This is a genomic window from Aquabacter sp. L1I39, from assembly GCF_017742835.1.
Taxonomy (GTDB): domain Bacteria; phylum Pseudomonadota; class Alphaproteobacteria; order Rhizobiales; family Xanthobacteraceae; genus L1I39.
This window is the reverse complement of sequence record NZ_CP072392.1, coordinates 2,356,433-2,374,078: the sequence shown is the minus strand read 5'-3', so window position 1 is coordinate 2,374,078 and position 17,646 is coordinate 2,356,433. Positions and strand designations below refer to the sequence as shown.

General features: G+C 66.8%; 20 protein-coding genes. 8 read left to right on the top strand and 12 right to left on the bottom strand.

The features are described 5' to 3' along the window. The 5 genes from J5J86_RS10385 to J5J86_RS10365 form a co-directional block, all read right to left on the bottom strand. On the bottom strand, nucleotides 1–585 hold the full coding sequence (locus J5J86_RS10385) for a GbsR/MarR family transcriptional regulator (protein ID WP_209104818.1): 585 nt from the start codon (nucleotides 583–585) through the stop codon (nucleotides 1–3). Nucleotides 586–800: 215 nt separating this feature from the next. After that, the gene (locus J5J86_RS10380; RefSeq protein ID WP_209104817.1) at nucleotides 801–1,157 is read right to left on the bottom strand and encodes a low affinity iron permease family protein; all 357 of its coding nucleotides are present in this window, start codon (nucleotides 1,155–1,157) and stop codon (nucleotides 801–803) included. Between the two features lie 52 nt (nucleotides 1,158–1,209). Further along, on the bottom strand, nucleotides 1,210–2,445 hold the full coding sequence (locus tag J5J86_RS10375) for an SAM-dependent methyltransferase (RefSeq protein ID WP_209104816.1): 1,236 nt from the start codon (nucleotides 2,443–2,445) through the stop codon (nucleotides 1,210–1,212). Continuing rightward, nucleotides 2,442–3,251 carry a DUF1365 domain-containing protein gene (locus J5J86_RS10370; RefSeq protein ID WP_209104815.1) on the bottom strand — a complete coding sequence of 270 codons (810 nt, stop codon included), beginning with the start codon at nucleotides 3,249–3,251 and terminating at the stop codon, nucleotides 2,442–2,444. Before J5J86_RS10370 ends, J5J86_RS10375 begins: the two co-directional genes overlap by 4 nt. Beyond that, entirely contained in the window at nucleotides 3,248–4,588 is a 1,341-nt protein-coding gene (locus J5J86_RS10365) for an NAD(P)/FAD-dependent oxidoreductase (protein ID WP_209104814.1), read from the bottom strand. The genes J5J86_RS10370 and J5J86_RS10365 overlap by 4 nt, the downstream gene beginning before the upstream one ends. Nucleotides 4,589–4,779: 191 nt before the next feature. Between J5J86_RS10365 and J5J86_RS10360 the strand changes: the two genes are divergently transcribed. From J5J86_RS10360 to J5J86_RS10340, 5 genes are all read left to right on the top strand, one after another. Further along, complete coding sequence (locus J5J86_RS10360; RefSeq protein WP_247658315.1) at nucleotides 4,780–5,340, top strand: sigma-70 family RNA polymerase sigma factor; 561 nt, start codon at nucleotides 4,780–4,782, stop codon at nucleotides 5,338–5,340. Next, nucleotides 5,337–5,975 (top strand): cadmium/peroxide/UV radiation responsive anti-sigma factor ChrR, encoded by a 639-nt coding sequence (gene chrR, locus J5J86_RS10355; RefSeq protein WP_209104812.1) that lies wholly within the window; start codon nucleotides 5,337–5,339, stop codon nucleotides 5,973–5,975. Before J5J86_RS10360 ends, chrR begins: the two co-directional genes overlap by 4 nt. 10 nt (nucleotides 5,976–5,985) lie before the next feature. Then, entirely contained in the window at nucleotides 5,986–6,792 is an 807-nt protein-coding gene (locus J5J86_RS10350; protein WP_247658313.1) for a DUF1295 domain-containing protein, read from the top strand. 78 nt (nucleotides 6,793–6,870) lie between these two features. Next, nucleotides 6,871–7,266 carry a DUF2177 family protein gene (locus J5J86_RS10345; protein WP_209104811.1) on the top strand — a complete coding sequence of 132 codons (396 nt, stop codon included), beginning with the start codon at nucleotides 6,871–6,873 and terminating at the stop codon, nucleotides 7,264–7,266. A 231-nt stretch (nucleotides 7,267–7,497) separates the two neighbouring features. Continuing rightward, complete coding sequence (locus J5J86_RS10340; protein ID WP_446698687.1) at nucleotides 7,498–8,634, top strand: alpha/beta fold hydrolase; 1,137 nt, start codon at nucleotides 7,498–7,500, stop codon at nucleotides 8,632–8,634. A gap of 152 nt (nucleotides 8,635–8,786) precedes the next feature. Here the strand turns inward: J5J86_RS10340 and J5J86_RS10335 are convergent, their stop codons facing one another. Continuing rightward, complete coding sequence (locus J5J86_RS10335) at nucleotides 8,787–9,794, bottom strand: AraC family transcriptional regulator (RefSeq protein ID WP_209104809.1); 1,008 nt, start codon at nucleotides 9,792–9,794, stop codon at nucleotides 8,787–8,789. Between the two features lie 128 nt (nucleotides 9,795–9,922). On the opposite strand from J5J86_RS10335, the gene J5J86_RS10330 reads away from it, so the two are divergent. The 3 genes from J5J86_RS10330 to J5J86_RS10320 all read left to right on the top strand — a co-directional run bounded on the left by J5J86_RS10330 (nucleotide 9,923) and on the right by J5J86_RS10320 (nucleotide 12,188). Then, the gene (locus J5J86_RS10330; protein ID WP_209104808.1) at nucleotides 9,923–10,921 is read left to right on the top strand and encodes an AraC family transcriptional regulator; all 999 of its coding nucleotides are present in this window, start codon (nucleotides 9,923–9,925) and stop codon (nucleotides 10,919–10,921) included. A gap of 189 nt (nucleotides 10,922–11,110) precedes the next feature. After that, on the top strand, nucleotides 11,111–11,542 hold the full coding sequence (locus J5J86_RS10325) for a cysteine rich repeat-containing protein (RefSeq protein WP_247658305.1): 432 nt from the start codon (nucleotides 11,111–11,113) through the stop codon (nucleotides 11,540–11,542). 37 nt (nucleotides 11,543–11,579) lie between these two features. Continuing rightward, nucleotides 11,580–12,188 carry an OmpA family protein gene (locus tag J5J86_RS10320; protein WP_209104807.1) on the top strand — a complete coding sequence of 203 codons (609 nt, stop codon included), beginning with the start codon at nucleotides 11,580–11,582 and terminating at the stop codon, nucleotides 12,186–12,188. Nucleotides 12,189–12,322: 134 nt separating this feature from the next. On the opposite strand, the gene J5J86_RS10315 is transcribed toward J5J86_RS10320, so the two are convergent. The 6 genes from J5J86_RS10315 to J5J86_RS10290 form a co-directional block, all read right to left on the bottom strand. Then, on the bottom strand, nucleotides 12,323–12,721 hold the full coding sequence (locus J5J86_RS10315) for a YccF family protein (protein WP_446698686.1): 399 nt from the start codon (nucleotides 12,719–12,721) through the stop codon (nucleotides 12,323–12,325). Between the two features lie 171 nt (nucleotides 12,722–12,892). After that, nucleotides 12,893–14,206 (bottom strand): ABC transporter substrate-binding protein, encoded by a 1,314-nt coding sequence (locus J5J86_RS10310; RefSeq protein ID WP_209104805.1) that lies wholly within the window; start codon nucleotides 14,204–14,206, stop codon nucleotides 12,893–12,895. 25 nt (nucleotides 14,207–14,231) lie between these two features. After that, a complete protein-coding gene (locus J5J86_RS10305; protein ID WP_209104804.1) occupies nucleotides 14,232–14,939 on the bottom strand; it encodes an ABC transporter ATP-binding protein in 708 nt (235 codons plus the stop codon). Beyond that, entirely contained in the window at nucleotides 14,936–15,688 is a 753-nt protein-coding gene (locus J5J86_RS10300; RefSeq protein WP_209104803.1) for an ABC transporter ATP-binding protein, read from the bottom strand. Before J5J86_RS10300 ends, J5J86_RS10305 begins: the two co-directional genes overlap by 4 nt. Before the next feature lie 5 nt (nucleotides 15,689–15,693). After that, nucleotides 15,694–16,698 (bottom strand): branched-chain amino acid ABC transporter permease, encoded by a 1,005-nt coding sequence (locus tag J5J86_RS10295; RefSeq protein ID WP_209104802.1) that lies wholly within the window; start codon nucleotides 16,696–16,698, stop codon nucleotides 15,694–15,696. Then, the gene (locus J5J86_RS10290; protein WP_209104801.1) at nucleotides 16,695–17,552 is read right to left on the bottom strand and encodes a branched-chain amino acid ABC transporter permease; all 858 of its coding nucleotides are present in this window, start codon (nucleotides 17,550–17,552) and stop codon (nucleotides 16,695–16,697) included. Before J5J86_RS10290 ends, J5J86_RS10295 begins: the two co-directional genes overlap by 4 nt. Nucleotides 17,553–17,646: the final 94 nt, after the last annotated feature.

Here is a 17,646-nt window from a genome sequence, read left to right as displayed (position 1 = left end):
TTACTCCTGCGGCTTGGACGAGGTGGCGCCGCGGCGCGGACGGGTGAGCGAGACCACCTTGTCCTTGGCCTCCAACAGCCGTGTGACCTTGGCGCCGAGCGAGAGCAAAGCGGCAAGGCGCGCCGTCTCCAGCTTCTTCACGTCGTCATACCAGGTGGTCAGGCGCTCGATCATCTGGTGCATCTGCGCCATGCGCTCCTGGGCGAACGTATCGTCCGGGGTGGAGGGCGTCTGCATCAGGATCTCGCGCAGCACCGAGAGGGTGGGGTCCACCTCCCGCTTCTTGCGCTCTTCTGCGAGGGTACGCAGAATCAGCCAGATGTCGTCAGGCGTGGTGAAGAAATCACGCCGGTCGTCGGGCAAATGCCGCAGCAGCACCAGATTCCAGGCCTGGAGCTCCTTCAGGCTCATGGAAACGTTGGAGCGGGATATGCCCAGCGCGTCCACGATCTGCTCGGCGCAGAGCGGGGCCGGCGAGACATAGAGCAGGGCATAGATCTGCCCCACCGTGCGATTGATTCCCCACCGGCTGCCCATCTCGCCGAAATGGAGCACGAAGGCCTGCGTGAGCGGCGGAAGGTTCATCAGTGTGTTCCGTTGTCGCGGACATTTCAGAAATTACTGAAATCTATAGGCGCAACGGTCGCAGGCGACAAGTGCACGCGTGCCCCCTCCGACGCCCCCCAGGGGGCGGTGAGCAATCGCGTCTAAGCGTTTTTTCTCTATGAAATCAAAATGATGGATATTGTGTCGAGGCGCGGGGGCGGAAACTCGGCCTTATCCGTCTTTGGTATGACAGCTCAGCGCAGGGCGCGCACGTCGTCCGCTCCTGGATCGCCCTTCTGCTTGGCATCCCGCACGCGCTCAATGGTCTCGGGCTCTTCCGCATCGAGATCGGCGATGTCGTCGCGCGCCCGCTCGTTCACCCGCAGCAATTCATCGAGCTTGGCGTGGATGGCCTGCGTGTCGCGATGGTCCACGCGCAGGATGAACAGGGTCATGAGCAGGGTCAGCAGCGTGACGGCGCCGTGCCAGTCCAGCGTCTCGGGCTGGAAGATCACCCAGGCGACGGCATAGGCCACCACCAACAGATTGGCCTCGGGGCGCGCGAGCCAGGTGCCGATGGCGGTGAGGATATGGTGGTGCGGCTTGTCCATGCGAAGCGGAAACGCGACCGCAGGGTCCCGGTTCCGCCGCGCCCGGAAAAGCTCATTCCGGCTTGACGATGGTGTAGAGGCCCACATCGATGGCGCCGGCGCGGAAGCCGCCCTCGCAATAGGCGAGGTAATAGTCCCACATGCGACGGAACCGCTCGTCGAAGCCGAGCGGCGCCACGTCCGCCCAGGCGGCCTGGAAACGCTCGCGCCAGGCGGCCAGCGTCTTGGCATAGCTGAGGCCGAAGCCGTCATGGCCGATGAGCTTGAGGCCTGCCGCCTCCACCTGCTGCCGCATGATGGTGGGGGTGGGAAGCATCCCGCCGGGGAAGATGTAGCGCTGGATGAAGTCGGGCTCGCGCCGATAATCCTCGTAGCGGCAATCCTCGATGGTGATGGCCTGGATCACCGCCCGGCCGCCCGGCTTCAGGCGCTCGCGCAGGCTGGCGAAATAGACCGGCCAGTAGCGCTCGCCCACCGCCTCGATCATCTCGATGGAGACGATGCGGTCGAACGTGCCGCCACAGTCCCGATAATCCTGGAGCCGCAAATCGGCGGAAAGGCCCTGTTGCTTCAGCCTTTGTGCCGCAAATTCCAGTTGGCGCTCCGAGAGGGTGAGGCCGACCATGCGCGCGCCGTGATCGCGGGCGAGGCGCTCGGCCACCGCTCCCCAGCCGAACCCGATCTCCAGCACATCCTCCCCGCCTCTCAACGCGAGACGCTTCACGATGGCGTCGAGCTTGCGGGCCTGCGCGGCTTCCAGGTCGTCTCCCTCCGCGAACAGGGCTGAGGAATATTGCATGCCCCGGTCGAGCCACAGGGCATAGAAATCGTTGCCGAGATCATAGTGGAAGGCGATGTTGCGCCGGCTGCCGCGCTTGGTGTTGGACCGCGCCCAATGGCGCAGGCGCTCCATGATGCGGGAGAGGCGGGAGCCGAACCAGGTCTGACCGATCTGGTCCGCATTCACCGCCATAAGCTCGATGAGCGCGGGGAGGTTGGGCGAGGTCCATTCCCCCTCCATATAGCCGTCGGCAAAGCCGATGGAGCCCGCGGTGGCCACCCGGCGCAGCGCTTTCCAATCATGCACGCGCATCAGTGCGTCCGGGCCATCGAGCGGCGCGGTGCGCTCCACCCGCTGGCCGGAGGGCAGTTCGATGACCAGCCGGCCGCGCGCCAGATTGGCAAGCGCTGCCCCCAGCAGTGGGCCGGCAAAGTCGAGCAGCGGGGCCGAATGGGCCGGCGATGAAGGCGCCTCCCAGGACAGGGGGCCGCGATCTTGAATCGTCATAGTCCCTCCCTCGTCGCGCCTTGTCCCGCAGCCGTGCGGATGGTCACCGCCTCGGGTGGCGCGGGCGGGCGCCGTGTCAGGCCATTCCCCTTGACCCAGATGAGAAGCGCTTCCCAGTGGATGCCGAGAATGACCTTCAGCGTCATCATGGGATGAGACAGGCAGGCTTGCAAAAGGGAATGATCAGAAAAAACATGCCGCTGCGCAGCAAGGCAGGCGTGAAGAATGACGCCTCCTTTATCGCGGCAGGTGATGTCAACCTTCACCGTCTCGTCCGGCGGACGGACGCGGAAGTGATAGGCCATGTCCATGTCCAGGAAAGGCGAGACATAGAAGCCCTTGTCGACGCTTTGCCGCACCGCTCCGGCCTCCGCCTGTTCCGGCTCCACGGGAAGGAGATAGGAATGGCGCTGCCCGAAGGTGTTGGACACCTCGTAGAGCACGGCCTTCAGCGTGCCGTCGGAATGGTGGCAGAAATAGACCGACAGGGGATTGAACACATAGCCCAGCACCCGCGGCATGGTCAGGATGCGGATCGGTCCTCCCTCCAGATCGATGCCGGCGCGGGCGAGGTGGCCCTCGACCTCTCCCTTCAGGTCGAGGCCGGTGCCCGAGCCATGGTCCTTGTCATGGAAGGACAGGAGGTTGAAGCGATTGCGGGAGAAGAAGCGGCTGGAGGCCGCCGCCTCCTCGATGCGGTCGAGATCCAGCAGCACATGGAAGGTGCGGTAGCGCAGGCTGTGAGCGGCGGGGCGGGTGCGGGCATGGGTGACGATGCCGCGATAGAGGGCGGCGGGAGCGTTCACGCCGCCCGCTCCCAGCCTTCGATGCGCACCGGATTCACATGGATGCGGCCATTCTCATCGGCCACCCGCCAGGGCCGGCGCACGCCGCCCAGCGTTTCCGCCACCGCCAGGCCGGATTGGAGCCCGTCCTCGTGGAAGCCCGCGCCGAAATGCGCGCCGCAGAACCAGGTGCGTCGGCGCCCCTGGAGCGACCAGATGGCCCGCTGCGCCTTGATGGCGGCAGCGTCGAACTGGGGATGGGCGTAAAGCTCGGAGTGCAGCAGCGTACCGGCGCGCGGCGGGCGGGGCGGGTTCAGCGTGACGAAGAGCGGACGCCCCTCAATGTGCTGGAGCTTGTTCATCCAATAAGTGACGCAGAGGTGGCCGTCCTGTTCCATGTAATTCCAGGCGGACCACACCGAGCGACGCTTCGGCATCAATTCCTCATCCGAATGCAGGACGGCGAGGTTGGTGTCGTATTTGAAGGCGGACAGCAGCGCATCCTCCGGCCCGTCCGCATCCTTTAGAAGCGCGAGCGCCTCGTCGCCATGGCAAGCGAGCACCACATGATCATAGGTCTCCGCGCCGCCGCCGGCATCGCGCACTCGCACGAAGCCGTCGAAACGTTCAACCGCCGTCACGGGGCGGCCGAGGCGCACCACATCGGGCATCTGCGCCGCCATTTTCTCCACATAGACGCGGCTGCCGCCCACCACGGTGCGCCAGATCGGCCGGTTGCGCACCTGGAGCAGCCCGTGATTGGTGCAGAAGCGCACGAAGGCGGAGGCGGGATAATCCAGCATGCGCCGGGCTGGGGTGGACCAGATGGCCGCCGCCATGGGCAGGAGATGGTCGTCGCGCAACGCCGCGCCATAGCCTTTCAGCGCCAGATAGTCGCCCAGCGACAGCGAGGGATCGGCCAGCTTGCCGAGGTCCGCCGGCGCCTCCCGGTAGAAGCGCAGGAGGTCGCGCAGCATGCCCCAGTGGCGCGGCGCCAGCAGGTTGCGCTTCTGGGCGAACAGGCCGGACAGGCCGTTGCCGGAATATTCCAGCTTGCCGCCGCGGAGCGAGGCGCTGAACGACATGTCGGTGTCGCGCGTCTCGACGCCCAGATGGGCGAACAAGGCGGTCAGGTTGGGATAGGTGGTGGTGTTGAAGACGATGAAGCCCGTATCCACCGGCTTGGCGGTGCCCGCCTCCTCCACCAGCACGGTGTTGGAATGGCCGCCGAGCCGCTCTGCGCGCTCATAGAGTGTGACATCGTGCCGTCGGGCCAGGAGCCAGGCGGCGGAGAGCCCCGAAATGCCGGACCCCACAACGGCGATGCGCAGGGGGCGATTTCGTTCGGCTTCGGTCATAGTCACAGGCTCCAGTCTCGTCTTTCCTGAAGTTTACGCGGCGAAGCTCGGGTTGGATGACACCCACCGGGAAGGTCGACGGCATTATTTTCACCGGGGCGTGATCTGGCAGGTGATCCACCTGTGCCCAGCTTCCGTTTACAAAGGCGATGAATGAGAACGCGATCCACACTCCCGCCGCGGACGGCGCCGTGACCTCACCCCTTGAGGCGACGGACCCCTATGGGCGTCTCATCGTGGCCATCGCCCAGGGCCGCGACCGCGAGGCGTTCGCCCAATTGTTCCAGCATTTCGCCCCGCGCCTGAAATCCTGGCTCATGCGGGCCGGGGCCAGCGCGGCGGCGGCTGAAGATTTCGCGCAGGAGGCCATGCTGACCGTTTGGCGGAAGGCGGAATTGTACGATCCGGCGCGTGCCGGGGCGTCCGCCTGGATCTTCACCATCGCCCGCAACCTGCGGATCGACAGCCTGCGGCGTGATGCCCGGGGCATTCCCGATCTCGACCTTTCAGAAATCCCCGACCCGCCCGCGCGGCCCGACGACGTTCTGTTCGCCGCAACCGCCGCCGGGCGCATCCGCACCGCCCTCCAGACCTTGCCGCGCGAGCAGGCCGAGGTGGTGCGCCTGTCCTTCTTCCAGGAAAAGGCCCATGCGGAAATCGCCAAGGACCTCGGCTTGCCTCTCGGCACCGTCAAATCGCGGATGCGCCTTGCCATGACGCGGCTGCGGACCCTGCTGGGGGACCTGTCATGAGCGTGCGCCATACACCGAGCGAAGAGACGCTCCTGTCCTATGCCGCCGGAGCGCTGAAGACACCGGAGGCGGTGGTGGTCTCCGCCCACCTCGCCTTGTGCGAGGACAGCCGCTCATGGGTGCGCACCTTGTCCTATGTGGGCGGTGAGCTTCTGGAGGCGCTGCCGGAAGAGGATTTGTCCGGCGACGCGCTCGCCCGTGCGCTCGCCCGCATCGACAGCGATGGCGGTGCGGTGAAGGTGGCGCCGCCTGTCAACGACATGCCGGAACTGCCCGCCTCCCTGCGCCACCTGCCGCTCGGCCGATGGCGATGGCTGGGTCCGGGGGTGAGCGCGCGCAACGTGCTCGTTCCCGCCGATGGGGCCAGCCGGGCCTTCCTCTTGAAGATCGCCCCGGGCTGCAAGATGCCCCAGCACAGCCATGCGGGCAGCGAATATACCTGCGTGCTGTCCGGTTCCTATGAGGACGAAAGCGGCACCTTCGGGCCGGGCGACTTCGAGGAGGCCGACGAGGAGGTGGATCACCGCCCGGTGGTGAATTCCAAGGATCCGTGCATCTGCCTGATCGCGCTTGAAGGGCAGATCCAGCCCTCTGGCCCCTTCGGCTGGCTGATGCGGCCCTTCGTGCGCCTGTGAGGGCAAGGCCGTGACCGTCCTCTTCCTGTTGGCCGGGGCGGGGGGGTGCCTCGCACTGGTGATGGCTGCCGCCTGGGGCACGCAGCGCGTGACCGGCAATGCGGGCGTCTCCGATGCCTTCTGGTCGGCGGGAGTGGGGATTGCCGGCATCGCGGTGGCGCTCGTGCCGGCCGGGCCGGAGGGAGAGATCACCGGCCGCCAGCTTCTGGTGGCGCTGCTGGTGGCGGCCTGGGGCACGCGGCTTGCCCTCCATATTGGCGCGCGCAGCGTCAGTGGGCCGGAAGATCCGCGCTATGCCTGGTTCCGTACCGAATGGGGCGCACACTTCCAGTCGCGCCTGTTCTGGTTCCTGATGATACAGGCGGCGGCGGGTCTGCTTCTGGTGGCCTGCGTGCTTCTGGCCGCGCGCAATCCCGCCGCCGGCCTGACCCTTCAGGATGGGATTGGCGTCCTCGTTCTGGTTGCAGCTGTGATTGGCGAGGGGGCGGCGGACGAGACCTTGCGGCGGTTCAAGGCCGATCCGGCGAACGAGGGGAAGGTCTGTGACGTCGGGCTCTGGTCCTGGTCGCGCCATCCCAACTATTTCTTCGAATGGCTGGTCTGGTGCGCCTATCCCTTCTTCGCCATCGACCTGTCCGGGGGCTATCCCCAAGGCTGGCTGGCTTTGGCGGGACCGGCCTTCATGGCCTGGCTGCTGATTGCGGTGTCGGGCATCCCGCCTCTGGAGGCGCACATGGCCCGCCGCTACGGGCCGCGCTTTGAGGCCTATCGCGCCCAGGTGCCTGCTTTCTTCCCCCGCCCGCCGCGGGGCACTTGAAGCTCTTGTGATCCAATCGGGGGCAGGCGGCGTTTCCGAACTGAGGGCCGCGGGGGCGGCCGAACGCTTGGAACGCCCATGGCCCTGGCCCTGTCCTATCTGCTCACCCTCGTCCTGTTCCTCGCCGCCGATGCGGTGTGGCTGGGCAGCATGGGCGCCCGCTTCTACAAGACCATTCTCGGTGACATCCTGGCGGAGCCATTCCGCATCGCACCGGCAGTGGTCTTTTATCTCCTCTACGCGGCGGGCCTGTGCTGGGCGGGCACTTGGCCGGGCCTGAAGGACGGTTGGGTGGCCGGCCTCACCGGTGGTGCCCTGTTCGGCCTTTTCTGCTACGGCACCTACAATCTGACCAATTTCGCCACCCTCAATCGCTGGACGCTGACTCTTACGGCCGTGGACATGGCCTGGGGCGTGGTGGCCAGTGCCGCTGCCGCAGCGCTGGCGGCGCGAATCATGGCCCATTTCAGCTGACCGGGGCCCGCTCCGGCCGCATGGCAAGGCGCCTAATATTATTTTACCCCCCTTTGCCCGACGCGCCACGCCGACAATGATCCCCGCGATGCGCCGCTCCGATGATGGCCGGCGCCGCACCCGGATGTACGGTTCCCCGCCCATCCGCAGGAGGTTCTGTTGGTTCGTGCGTGCGTCGCCCTTGTGTGCCTGCTTCTGGCCGCGCTTCTCCCCGCGCGGGCCGCCGACCTGATGCCGGAAAAGGGCGAGGTGGGGAATGGGGTGCGCTATGAGCGCATCGGACACTGGGATGCCGCCCGCCTCAACCAGGTGCAGACCGCGGATGCGCCCCGCTTCTTCGGCATCGCACCGGCCTATTCACCTGCGCGCATCGGCGTGACGCTCTATCGGATCACCTATCCTTCCGTGATCCCGGAGCAGGGCAACCGGCCCACCGTGGCGTCCGGCCTGCTGGCCATTCCCGATGGCGGTGCGTCGCGCCTTCCGCTGCTCTCCTACCAGCACGGCACCGTCTATGGGAAAGAGGAGGTGCCCTCGTTTCCCGACCAGTCCCCCGAAACCCAGCTCGCCCTCGCCCAGTTTGGCGGGCAGGGCTATGTGGTGATCGGGGCGGACTATTTCGGCATGGGAGCGGCGTCCGGCCCGCAGGGCTATCTGGTCAAGGCGAGCCACCAGCAGGCCACCTTCGACATGCTCGTGGCGGCGCGCGCGGTGCTGGCCGCCATGAAGATCGAGACGCCCAAACTGTTCCTGGGCGGCTGGTCGCAGGGCGGGTTCGTGACCATGGCCCTGCTGGAGAAGCTGGAGGCTGCGGGCGTTCCCGTCACCGCCGTCGCGACCGCCAGCGCACCTTTGGATGGCTTCATGGTCATGAACGGCTTCCTCCAGTTCCCGCGCAAGATCGATGCGGGCTGGGTGAACTCGCTCTTCATCCTCACCGCCTTCTCGTTCGAGGCCTATTACGGCCTGCCCGGCCTTGCCCACTCCCTCCTTACCGAGGAGGCGTACGAGACCGGCCGTGCGGCCTATGAGAACCGCCCCTTCGACCCGGCCAAGATCCCCACCGACCTGCACAAGCTGATCCGGCCGGACTATTTCGACGCCCAGTTCTTCGCCCGCTCCGCCTATGGCCGGATCCTGAAGGACCTCACCGCCTACCGCTGGGTCATCCGCACCCCGGTGCGCAACTATTATGGCGAGGCGGACGAGGTCATCACGCCGGGCCTCGGCCGCCTCGCCATGACCTGGCAATCGGCCATGGGAGCGGGCAACGGGCAAGTGGAGGCGATCTCGGCCGGCCCTACCACCCATCGCGGCACATATGCCGCGTCCATCATGGCCTGGAAGGCCTGGTTTGACGCCAAGTGAGCGCCGCACCTGCCCCCGCGCGCTCCGCTTGCGATGCCAAACGGCGGGGCCGGTCCGGGCGCCTCAGCGCTCCATGGACACGCCGTGGCGCTCTATCTCTTTGTTTTCACGCATGTCCGTCACGCGAACCGGGTCCTTCGCTCGGAATGGCTTCAGGGCGCGCGCGCCGGTTCCTGCCGGATCGGCGTGTGCCGCGCCCGCCAGGCGGAAGGACTCTCCCCACTCCAGCGCTGGAAGCTGCGGGTGAAGCCCGAATGGCTGGCATAGGACAAGGCGAGCGCGATCTCGCCGATCTGCAATTCGGTGAGCGCCAGCAATTCGCAGGCCATCACATGGCGCACCCGATCCCGCTCGCTCTGGAAGGTGGTGCCTTCCTCCTTCAGGTGGCGGTCCAGGGAACGGGAGGACAAGCCGAGCCGCCGCGCGGCCTGTGCAAGGCTGGTCTCGCCGAGGCTCAAGGAGGGACGCAATTGATGGCGCAGGCGGTCCGCCACCGACTTATCGTTGAGCCGCAGCATGTGGCGCATGCGCGCCAGCGCCTCGGGGCGGTGGGCGGAATCCGCATGAGGATTGCGGGCGGCCATGGCCTCGCGGCCGAGAAGAATGCAGGACAGCGGCTGGTTGAAGCGCACCGGCGCGCGCAGAAGCTGCTCGAACCGGCCCGGCTGGGGCGGCGGTGCGAAGGAGAACAGGACCTCCAAGGGCAGGTCCGGCCGTCCGCTGATGGCGCGCACCATGTTCACCGAGGTGGCCAACACGATGGCATAGATCTGCTCCGCCCCCGCCATGTGGCGGTCATAGATGCCAAATCCGAACGCCCACAGATCGCCCATGGGAATGAGATAGGCGCAGGCGGCGCTGGAATTGGCCCCCTGGTAGCCCACATTGTCCGCGATGGCCTGGCCGAGCGTGGGCGCGCTCTCGATGAGCTCGCCCAGCGGCCCCAGGCAGCGATGGTCATTGATATGGCCGAGCAGGAGCCCGAACTCGGGGCGTCCCGAGGCCTGCGCGCAGCGATCAAGCAGCGTCACGGCCTCGGAGAAGGGGATGCTGGCCTCGCTGACCACATCATCCACGCCGAAGCTGAGACCGGCGAACAGCGGAGCGGGATCGAGCTTGAGGTCGCGCAGGAGCCCGGGCAGCGAGCCGCCGGGGCTCACTCTTTGAAGCGCAACCCTGTCGGGCCTGTCCATGACGGTCTTTGGCGTGAAATGGAAAACGGGCTGTGCCTAACACGCCTAAGGTTTCCCGCAAAGCTTCACCCGATGTCGCGATCGACCTGGACGAAATGACGAGCCTGCTTCCCCTTGTGCGTGCCGCCGCGATCCGCCCGTTCCTGTCCTGGCTCAAGGACCATGGGCGGGCGGTGGATGAATGCCTTTTGGAGAACGGCCTTTCGCCCGCCTGCTTCACCGATCCGAGCCTGCCGATTCCGCTCCTGTCCTGCATCCGGCTGGTGCGCGATGTCAGCCGGCGGGAGGGGCCGGACTTTCCCCTGCGCGCCATGCGCCATTGCGGCCCGGAGGGCCTTGGCATGATCGGGCGCGTTCAGGCGACCGCCCGCACGCCGCGCGAGGCCTGCCTCAAGATCGTGCGGGCGCATGTGCACCTGAGTTCGCACGAAATGCTCACGTTCGCCTCCGAGCCCCTGCAAGGCACGCTGCGGCATGTCTTCCGCGTGCCGGTGGACCATGAGTCCTTATTCTACATGCAGCAGGCGCAGGTGGCTGCTATGCTGGCGCTCTTCGGGACGCGTCCCGCCGCGCCCGTCCTGTCGCGCCTGCAGATGGTGCCCCACCCGGACCTCGGCTTTGCGCCCCTTGCGGGGCATGTGGACGTGCCGGTGGAGCCGTCCGCCACGCGCGCCCTCATCGCCGTCCTGCCGGGTGCGGTTCTCGACCGCCCCTATCCGCGTCGTCTGTCCGCGGCAGGTGAGGCGGGCGTGGAAATGGGCGCGGGACTGCGCGGCGATGGCACCCTGGCGGGTTCCATCCGCGCCGTGCTGCCGCAATTGATGTCGGGCGGCGGGGAGCCCAGCCTGGCGGAGATCGCCGCCCTCTCCTTCATGAGCCCGCGCACCCTCCAGCGCCGGCTGGGAGAGGAGAAGACGCGCCTGTCCATTCTGATCGAGCAGGAGCGGGCGCGCCAGGCCCTCGACATGCTGCGCGGCACCACGCTGCCCATTCGCAATGTGGCGGTGGAACTGGGCTATGGCTCGCCGGCGAGCTTCACGCGTGCGGTGCGCCGCTGGACGGCGCGCACGCCCACCAGCCTGCGCGGCTCGTAGCCGTACCCCTGGAAAAATTTGACTATTTGAGGATGTCCAGTGTCTTGGCGGCCGTACTTGGCTAAGGTGGCGCCCAAGGCAAAGCGACGCGTTGAGCGGCGCCAGGGGATCTGACAGAGCTTGACCAGGGCCGGGGCGATTGGGGCAATGGCGTCCTGTTCCGGCCGATACAAGAAAGGGGCATGAATCATGAAGCCAAGGATGTGGCTGGCCGTCTTCGCCGTGGGTGCGGCCGTGACGGGCGGGTTCGGAGCGGGCGCGTCCGCCCAGACCATGAGCTATTCCGATGCCGGCGCGCTGATCGCCAAGAGCTGCGGTCCCTCCATCGAGAAGTATTGTCCGAAGGACAATCTGGGCACCGGCAAGGTGATGGATTGCCTGAAGGCCAACCAGGCCAATGTGCCCCAGCAGTGCTTCACCGACTATGCGGCCGTGATCGCTTCGATCTCCCGGCGCGTGGAAGCCCAGGCGGAGATCTTCAAGACCTGCGCGGCGACGGCGGCCGAGTTCTGCCCGGGCATCCAGCCCGGCGACGGCAACCTGCGGGACTGCCTCGTGCAGGCCAAGAAGGTGGTCAAGGGCGCCTGCCTGAAGTCGCTCGTCGATTCCGGCTGGTACTGACGGCCCGTCCAGAAACGCTCACGGAAAGTCCCGATCCATGTCGCACTTCCTTCGCGCCGCCGGGCGCACCGCCAGCGCGCTCGTCGTCGCCCTCGCCCTTGCCGGGCCGGCCGCCGCGCAGACTGCCACCTCCTATTCCCAGATCATCCAGGGCCTGAATGCCGTCACCACGGATTCGCCCACGGTCGATGCGCAGGCGCTGCGCGCCTGGGCGGCGGCCAGCGCCAAGCAGGGTGGCCCCACGAACAGCGTGAGCCAGTCTGACCTCGTCAAGAAGCTGTTCTCACTGGCGCAGATCACGGTGCAGATCCAGTTCGCCCTGAACTCGGACATCATCCGTCCCGAATCCTACGCCGCCATCGGCGCCATCGCCGATGCCATGCACGACCCCATCCTGCGCGGCTACCGCTTTGCCGTGGTGGGCAATACGGATGCCACCGGCACCCGGGCCTACAATCTCAAGCTCAGCCAGGAGCGGGCGGACGCCATCGTGCAGGCGCTGGTCAACCTCTATCGCGTCAGCCCGGCGCGGCTGGAAGCCATTGGCCTCGGCCAGGAAGCCCTCCAGAACCCGTCCAAGCCTGACGATCCGATCAACCGGCGCGTTCAGATCTTCAATATCGGTCCGGTCGGCCAAGCTCGTTGAGGCAGAACCGCTGAGATAGGGTCCGCTGCGAACCGGGGGAGGGGCGCTGCGCGCGCTTCTCCCGATTCGAGGATTATGAGAAAAGGCCCGCGGCAGCGCCGCGGGCCTTTTTTGTGCGCGGGGGAACCCTTCTCTCAGCGCTGCCGGATGCGATCCAACTGGCCCTGCGCCCCGGCCGCCCGGGCGGCATCCGCCAGTTCCACCGTCACCACCCGCTTGCCCACCGGGGCGAGGGAGAGCGCGGCGAGCTTCAGGTCCTGGAGGCCGAAGGGGATGCCGATGATGGTGATGAACATGGCCACCGCATGGACCAGATGCACGATGGCGAGCACGAGGCCCAGTGGCAGCCACAGGATGTTGGCGATCAGCCGCACGGCGGCAAGCCCGCCGCTCTCCTGGCCGGTGAGTTCGGCATGGGAGATCACCTCGCGGCCGAAGGGGGCAAGGCTCAGCAGGCCGATTTCCCAGCAGGCGCGGGTCCAGGGGAGGCCGATGATGGAGATGGCCATCAGCACCGCCGCCGCCCACCACATGAGCGCCATGGCCCAGCCGCCCAGCACGAACCACAGGATGTTGGCACCTGTCCGCATGGCCTTCGCCCCTCTGTTGCGACGGGACCATAGGGGGGCGCTCAGCTCCGGTCCAGCCCGGCGGGGCAGGGGCCGGCCGCGGGCGCGCCCGCCGCCGGGTGGGGGACAGACGGGTCAGGCCGGCATCTTGGAGAGATCCACACGAGGCGGCATGGCCTTCTGCAAGTCTTCCTTTGTGACCTTCTTCTTCACTTCGAATTTGTTATCGACCACTTGCGAGATGTAGCAGTCGATGATGCCGGAATGGTCTTCCTTGCGCAGGAGCTTGGCGCCCTGCGGATGGCCCAGCGAATTGGCCATCTGGAGCCCTTCCAGCGCCTCGATGACCAGGAGATCGTCCTTCTTGGACTTCCAGCCGCTCTTTTCGATGGCTTCCTTCAGCGCGAAGACGTTCTCCCAGGACTGCCAGGCATGGCTCTTGGCCATCACGCGGCTCGACGTCTTCTCGCGGGCATCCACATCGTCGATCTCCATGATGACGTTGTGCTGCTTGTGGAACTCATCGTCCTTGTACTTCAGCATGCGGGGGAAGTTCTCCACCAGATAGACCCCTTCCGCCGCGCCCTGCAGGTCGGCGGGGGCGATGGCCTCCATGGTGCCGCAGATGGAATACATGCGCATGGTCTTCTCCAGGCCCATGGTCTTGGCCTGGGTGTAGAAGGCGATGGACTGGGCGCCGAAGAAGACCGAGAAGAGAACCTCCGTGTCCTGCGGGATCTTGGCGAGGTAGGGCACCATGTCCTTGGCGTCCAGCGGCACGAAGATGGGCGGGTTCACCTTGCCGCCGAGCTTCTCGATGACCGCCTTGTGCTCCTGGTAGTGGCTGTGGCCCCAGGCATAATCCGGCGAGATGATGGTCCAGGTCTTGCCGAGATTCTCGAACGCCCAGGGCGCGCCGGCGGCGGCGAGGCCATAGGTGTCGGTGCCGGTGCGGAAGGAATAGCGGGTGCCCTTGGAGCCGGTGGCCTCGGTGGCCTCGCCTGCGGAGAAATAGACCGTCTTCAACTCCGTGGCGACCGGGATGGAGGCGAGCATCACGCCCGAATGCACCGAGCCGACGATGAAGTTCGCCCCGCCGCGCTCGATCAGCGAGCGCAGCTTGCGCACGCCGGTGGCGGGGTTGGATTCGGTGTCCTCCGTCACCAGCTCCACCTTGCGCCCGGCAATGCCGCCCTGCTCGTTGACGAGCTTCACGGCGGCCTTGGCGGCCTTGTCATGCCAGTAGCCCCAGGAGGCAAAGCCCCCCGTCAGCTCGCAATGATTGCCGAGGATGATGGGGCCGCTCGCCTGGGCGTAGAGGTCGCGTGTGAGGCCGAGATAGGCCGTGCCGGCGGCCACGCCCCCGGCCAAGGCGTGGGAGAGGAAGCTGCGGCGGGAGAGGCCGGTCTGAACGGCTGGCGCATCGGCCTTCGGCTTGATGTGGGTCATGGTCCGCTCCGGAGGTTGCGACCCGTTACAGCGCCACGCCGAGATAGCGATGGACGGTGCTCGGGTCTGAGTTGAGTTGCTCGGGGGTGGCTTCGTGGACCACCTGGCCCTTTTCCATGAGGTAGATGCGGGTGGCGAGGGACAGCGCCGTGCGCAAATTCTGCTCCACCAGCAGCACCGAGACGCCGCGCTTGGCGATGGCCGCGATCTCGCGCCGGATGTCGGCCACGAGCTTGGGCATGATGCCCTCCGTGGGCTCGTCCAGGAGGATGAGGGAGGGCTTGCGCATGAGGCAGCGGCCGATGGCCAGGATCTGCTGCTCGCCGCCCGAGAGCGTGCCCGCCGCCTGGCGCCGGCGCTCGGCGAGGCGCGGGAAGCGGGTGTAGATGTCGTCCACCAGCTCCGGGTCGGGGTCCGCCTTCAGGCCCAGGAACAGGTTCTCCTCCACGCTGAGCAGCGGGAAGATGCCCCGGCCCTGCGGCACATAGCCGATGCCCAGCCCCGAGACCTTGTGGGGCGCGATGCGGGTGAGGTCGGTGCCCGAAAAGGCCACCGCGCCGCCCTTGCGGGGCAGCAGGCCCAGAATGGCGCGCAACGTGGAGGTCTTGCCCACCCCGTTGCGGCCGAGCAGGGCCACCGTCTCGCCGGCGCGCACTTCCAGGTCCACCCCGCGCAGGACGGGGACGCGGCCGATATTGGCGGCCAAGCCCGCGACTTGAAGAACCGGGCTCATTCCACCTCCTCCGGCATGCCCAGATAGGCCTCCTGCACCTCGACGCTGGCGGCGATCTCCTTCGGCGTGCCGCGCGCCAGCACGCCGCCGGCCGCCATCACGGTGATGAGGTCGGCGATGGCGAACACCACCTCCATGTCGTGCTCGATGAGGATGATCTGGGTGGTCTTGGACAAGGCGACGATGCGCGCCACCGTGCGTTCGGTTTCCGCCGGGCTCATGCCGCAGATGGGCTCGTCCAGCAGCAGGAGCTTGGGCCGGTTGGCCAGCGCCAGCGCGATCTCCAGCAGCGCCACGTCGCCATAGGCGAGCGTGCCGGCCTGGCGGCGGGCATGGGGGGCAAGGCCGGTCTCTTCCAGCACCTCCTCCACCCGGCGCGTCACGCCGGCATAGCCGAGCGCGGGGCGCACGGGGCTTGCGATCTTCTCGTGCGCCATCACCGCCACCCGCACATTGTCGGCGACGGAGAGCCCCGAGAACACACTCTTGATCTGCAAGGTGCGCGAGAGGCCCTTGGCGACGATGCGGTGTGGCTTGAAGCCGGCAATGTCGTCGCCGTCGAAGATGACCTGCCCCCGGTCCGGCGGGATCATGCCGGTGATGAGGTTGAAGAGGGTGGTCTTGCCCGCCCCGTTGGGCCCGATCACCGCATTGAGCTGGCCGTTGGGGAAGTCGAGGTCCACGCTGTTGACGGCGGTCAACCCGCCGAAGCGCTTGGTGAGGCCGCGGATGGAGAGGATGTTTTCCATTGCGCTCACTCCCCGTCGGTCGCGGCGGCGGCGCGGCCGCGCAGGCGGGCGATCAGCCCGTGGAGCGAGCCTACCAGCCCCTTGGGCGCGAAGATGACCACCAGGATGGTGATGGCGCCCACCGCCATCAGATAGTTTTCCCAGAAGCCGGAAACCACTTCGCGGAACAGGATGAGCAGCGCGGTGCCCACCAGCGGTCCCAGCAAGGTGCCGGCGCCGCCCACGATGGCCCACACCACCGCCTCGCCGGAGACGTGGTAGAACATGAAGGAGGCCGAGGCGTAGCGCCCGAACAGGGCGAACAGCGCCCCGCCCACGCCGGCGAGGAACCCCGCCAGCACAAAGGCCATCCAGCGCGTGGCATAGACATTGATGCCGATGAGCGAGGCGCGCTTCTCATTCTCGCGCACGGCGGCAAAGCGCAGGCCCAGCGGGCTTCCCACCACCAGCGCCATCAGGGCGTAGCAGGCGGCGCAGATGATCAGGATGAAATAATACTGGGTGGCGCGGTCGGTGAGCGTCAGGCCGAGCGAGGTGAAGATGGCCGGCGCGCTGAACGATAGCCCATCGTCTCCGCCGGTGATGTTCTTGGCCGACATGGCCAGGAAATAGAAGATGAGCGAGAAGACGACGGTAATGATGGCGAAGTAATGCCAGGTGAGGCGCACCGCGAACGCACCCGCCACCGCAGCCATGGCCGTTGCCGCGAACACCCCCAGCAGCAGCGCCGGCCACAGGCCAAGCCCGAAAGTGGAGATGCCGATGGCCACCCCATACATGCCGAAGCCGAAATAGAGCGCCTGCCCGAAGGACAGAAGGCCCACATAGCCGAACAAGAGGTTCACGCTGGCCGCAAGCAGCGACCAGATGAGGATCTCGGCCACCACATTGACCCAGAAGCCGAGCCCCAGCAGCGGCAGCACCTGCGGCACGGCGGCGAGCAAAGCGAGAAGGACGAGCGCGCCAATACCCGCAAGGAGCGGTAGGCGCGCGGAGGAGAGGGCGCTCATCGCGTGGCTCCCGCGAACAGGCCGTGCGGGCGCACGAGCAGGACAAGGCTCATCACCGCCAGCGAGGCGATGCGGGCGATGGTGGGATCGGTGACGGAGGTGACAAGGCCCTCCATCATGGCCAGCAGCACGGCGGCAGCCACCGTTCCCTTCAGGTTGCCGAGGCCGCCAATGACCACGGCCATGAAGCAGACGGGCAGGATGTCGACGCCGGTGCGGAATTCCACCGTCGTGATGGGCGCGGCAATCGCCCCGCCCAGGAGCGCGAGGGCGGTGCCGAGCGCGAAGGTGAAGGCGCATACCAGGGTCACGGGAATGCCCAGGGCGGTGGCTGTCTCCCGGTCGTGCCGCACGGCGCGGATCCAGGTGCCGAGCCGGGTGCGGGACAAGAACAGGAAGAAGACCAGGATGGCCGCCGCCGCGAACAGGGCCGCGAACAGGCGGTAGATGTCATAGTCGATGCCGAACAGATGCAGCGTGCCGGGAATGGGCGGCGGCATGCGGCGGGCCTGCGCCCCGAAGGTGGCGCGCACGGCCTCCTGCAGGATCATGGACAGGCCGAACGTGGTGACGATGGTCAGCGAGGCCGACGAGATGGCCGGCCGGATCACCAGGCGCTCGATCACGAGCCCCAGGATGAAGCCGGCGATGGGCACCACGATGAGGGCGATCCAGAAGCCCGTGGTGCCCGCCACCACCAATCCGAGCACGGTGCCGACCATGAAAAAGTCGCCGTGCGCCACATTGATGATGTCCAGCAACCCAAAGATGATCGAGAGGCCCAATGCGATCAGGGCGACGATCAGTCCCCAGACCAGGCCATTGATTGTCAGGGCGATGATGAGGTCCGGCATTGCTCTCTGGTCGGTTTGATTTTGTCTGATGCTGTTCGCAGCACGGCTCCAGCGATACCACGAAAAAATGCAATGCCCTTTGCGCAAAAGATCT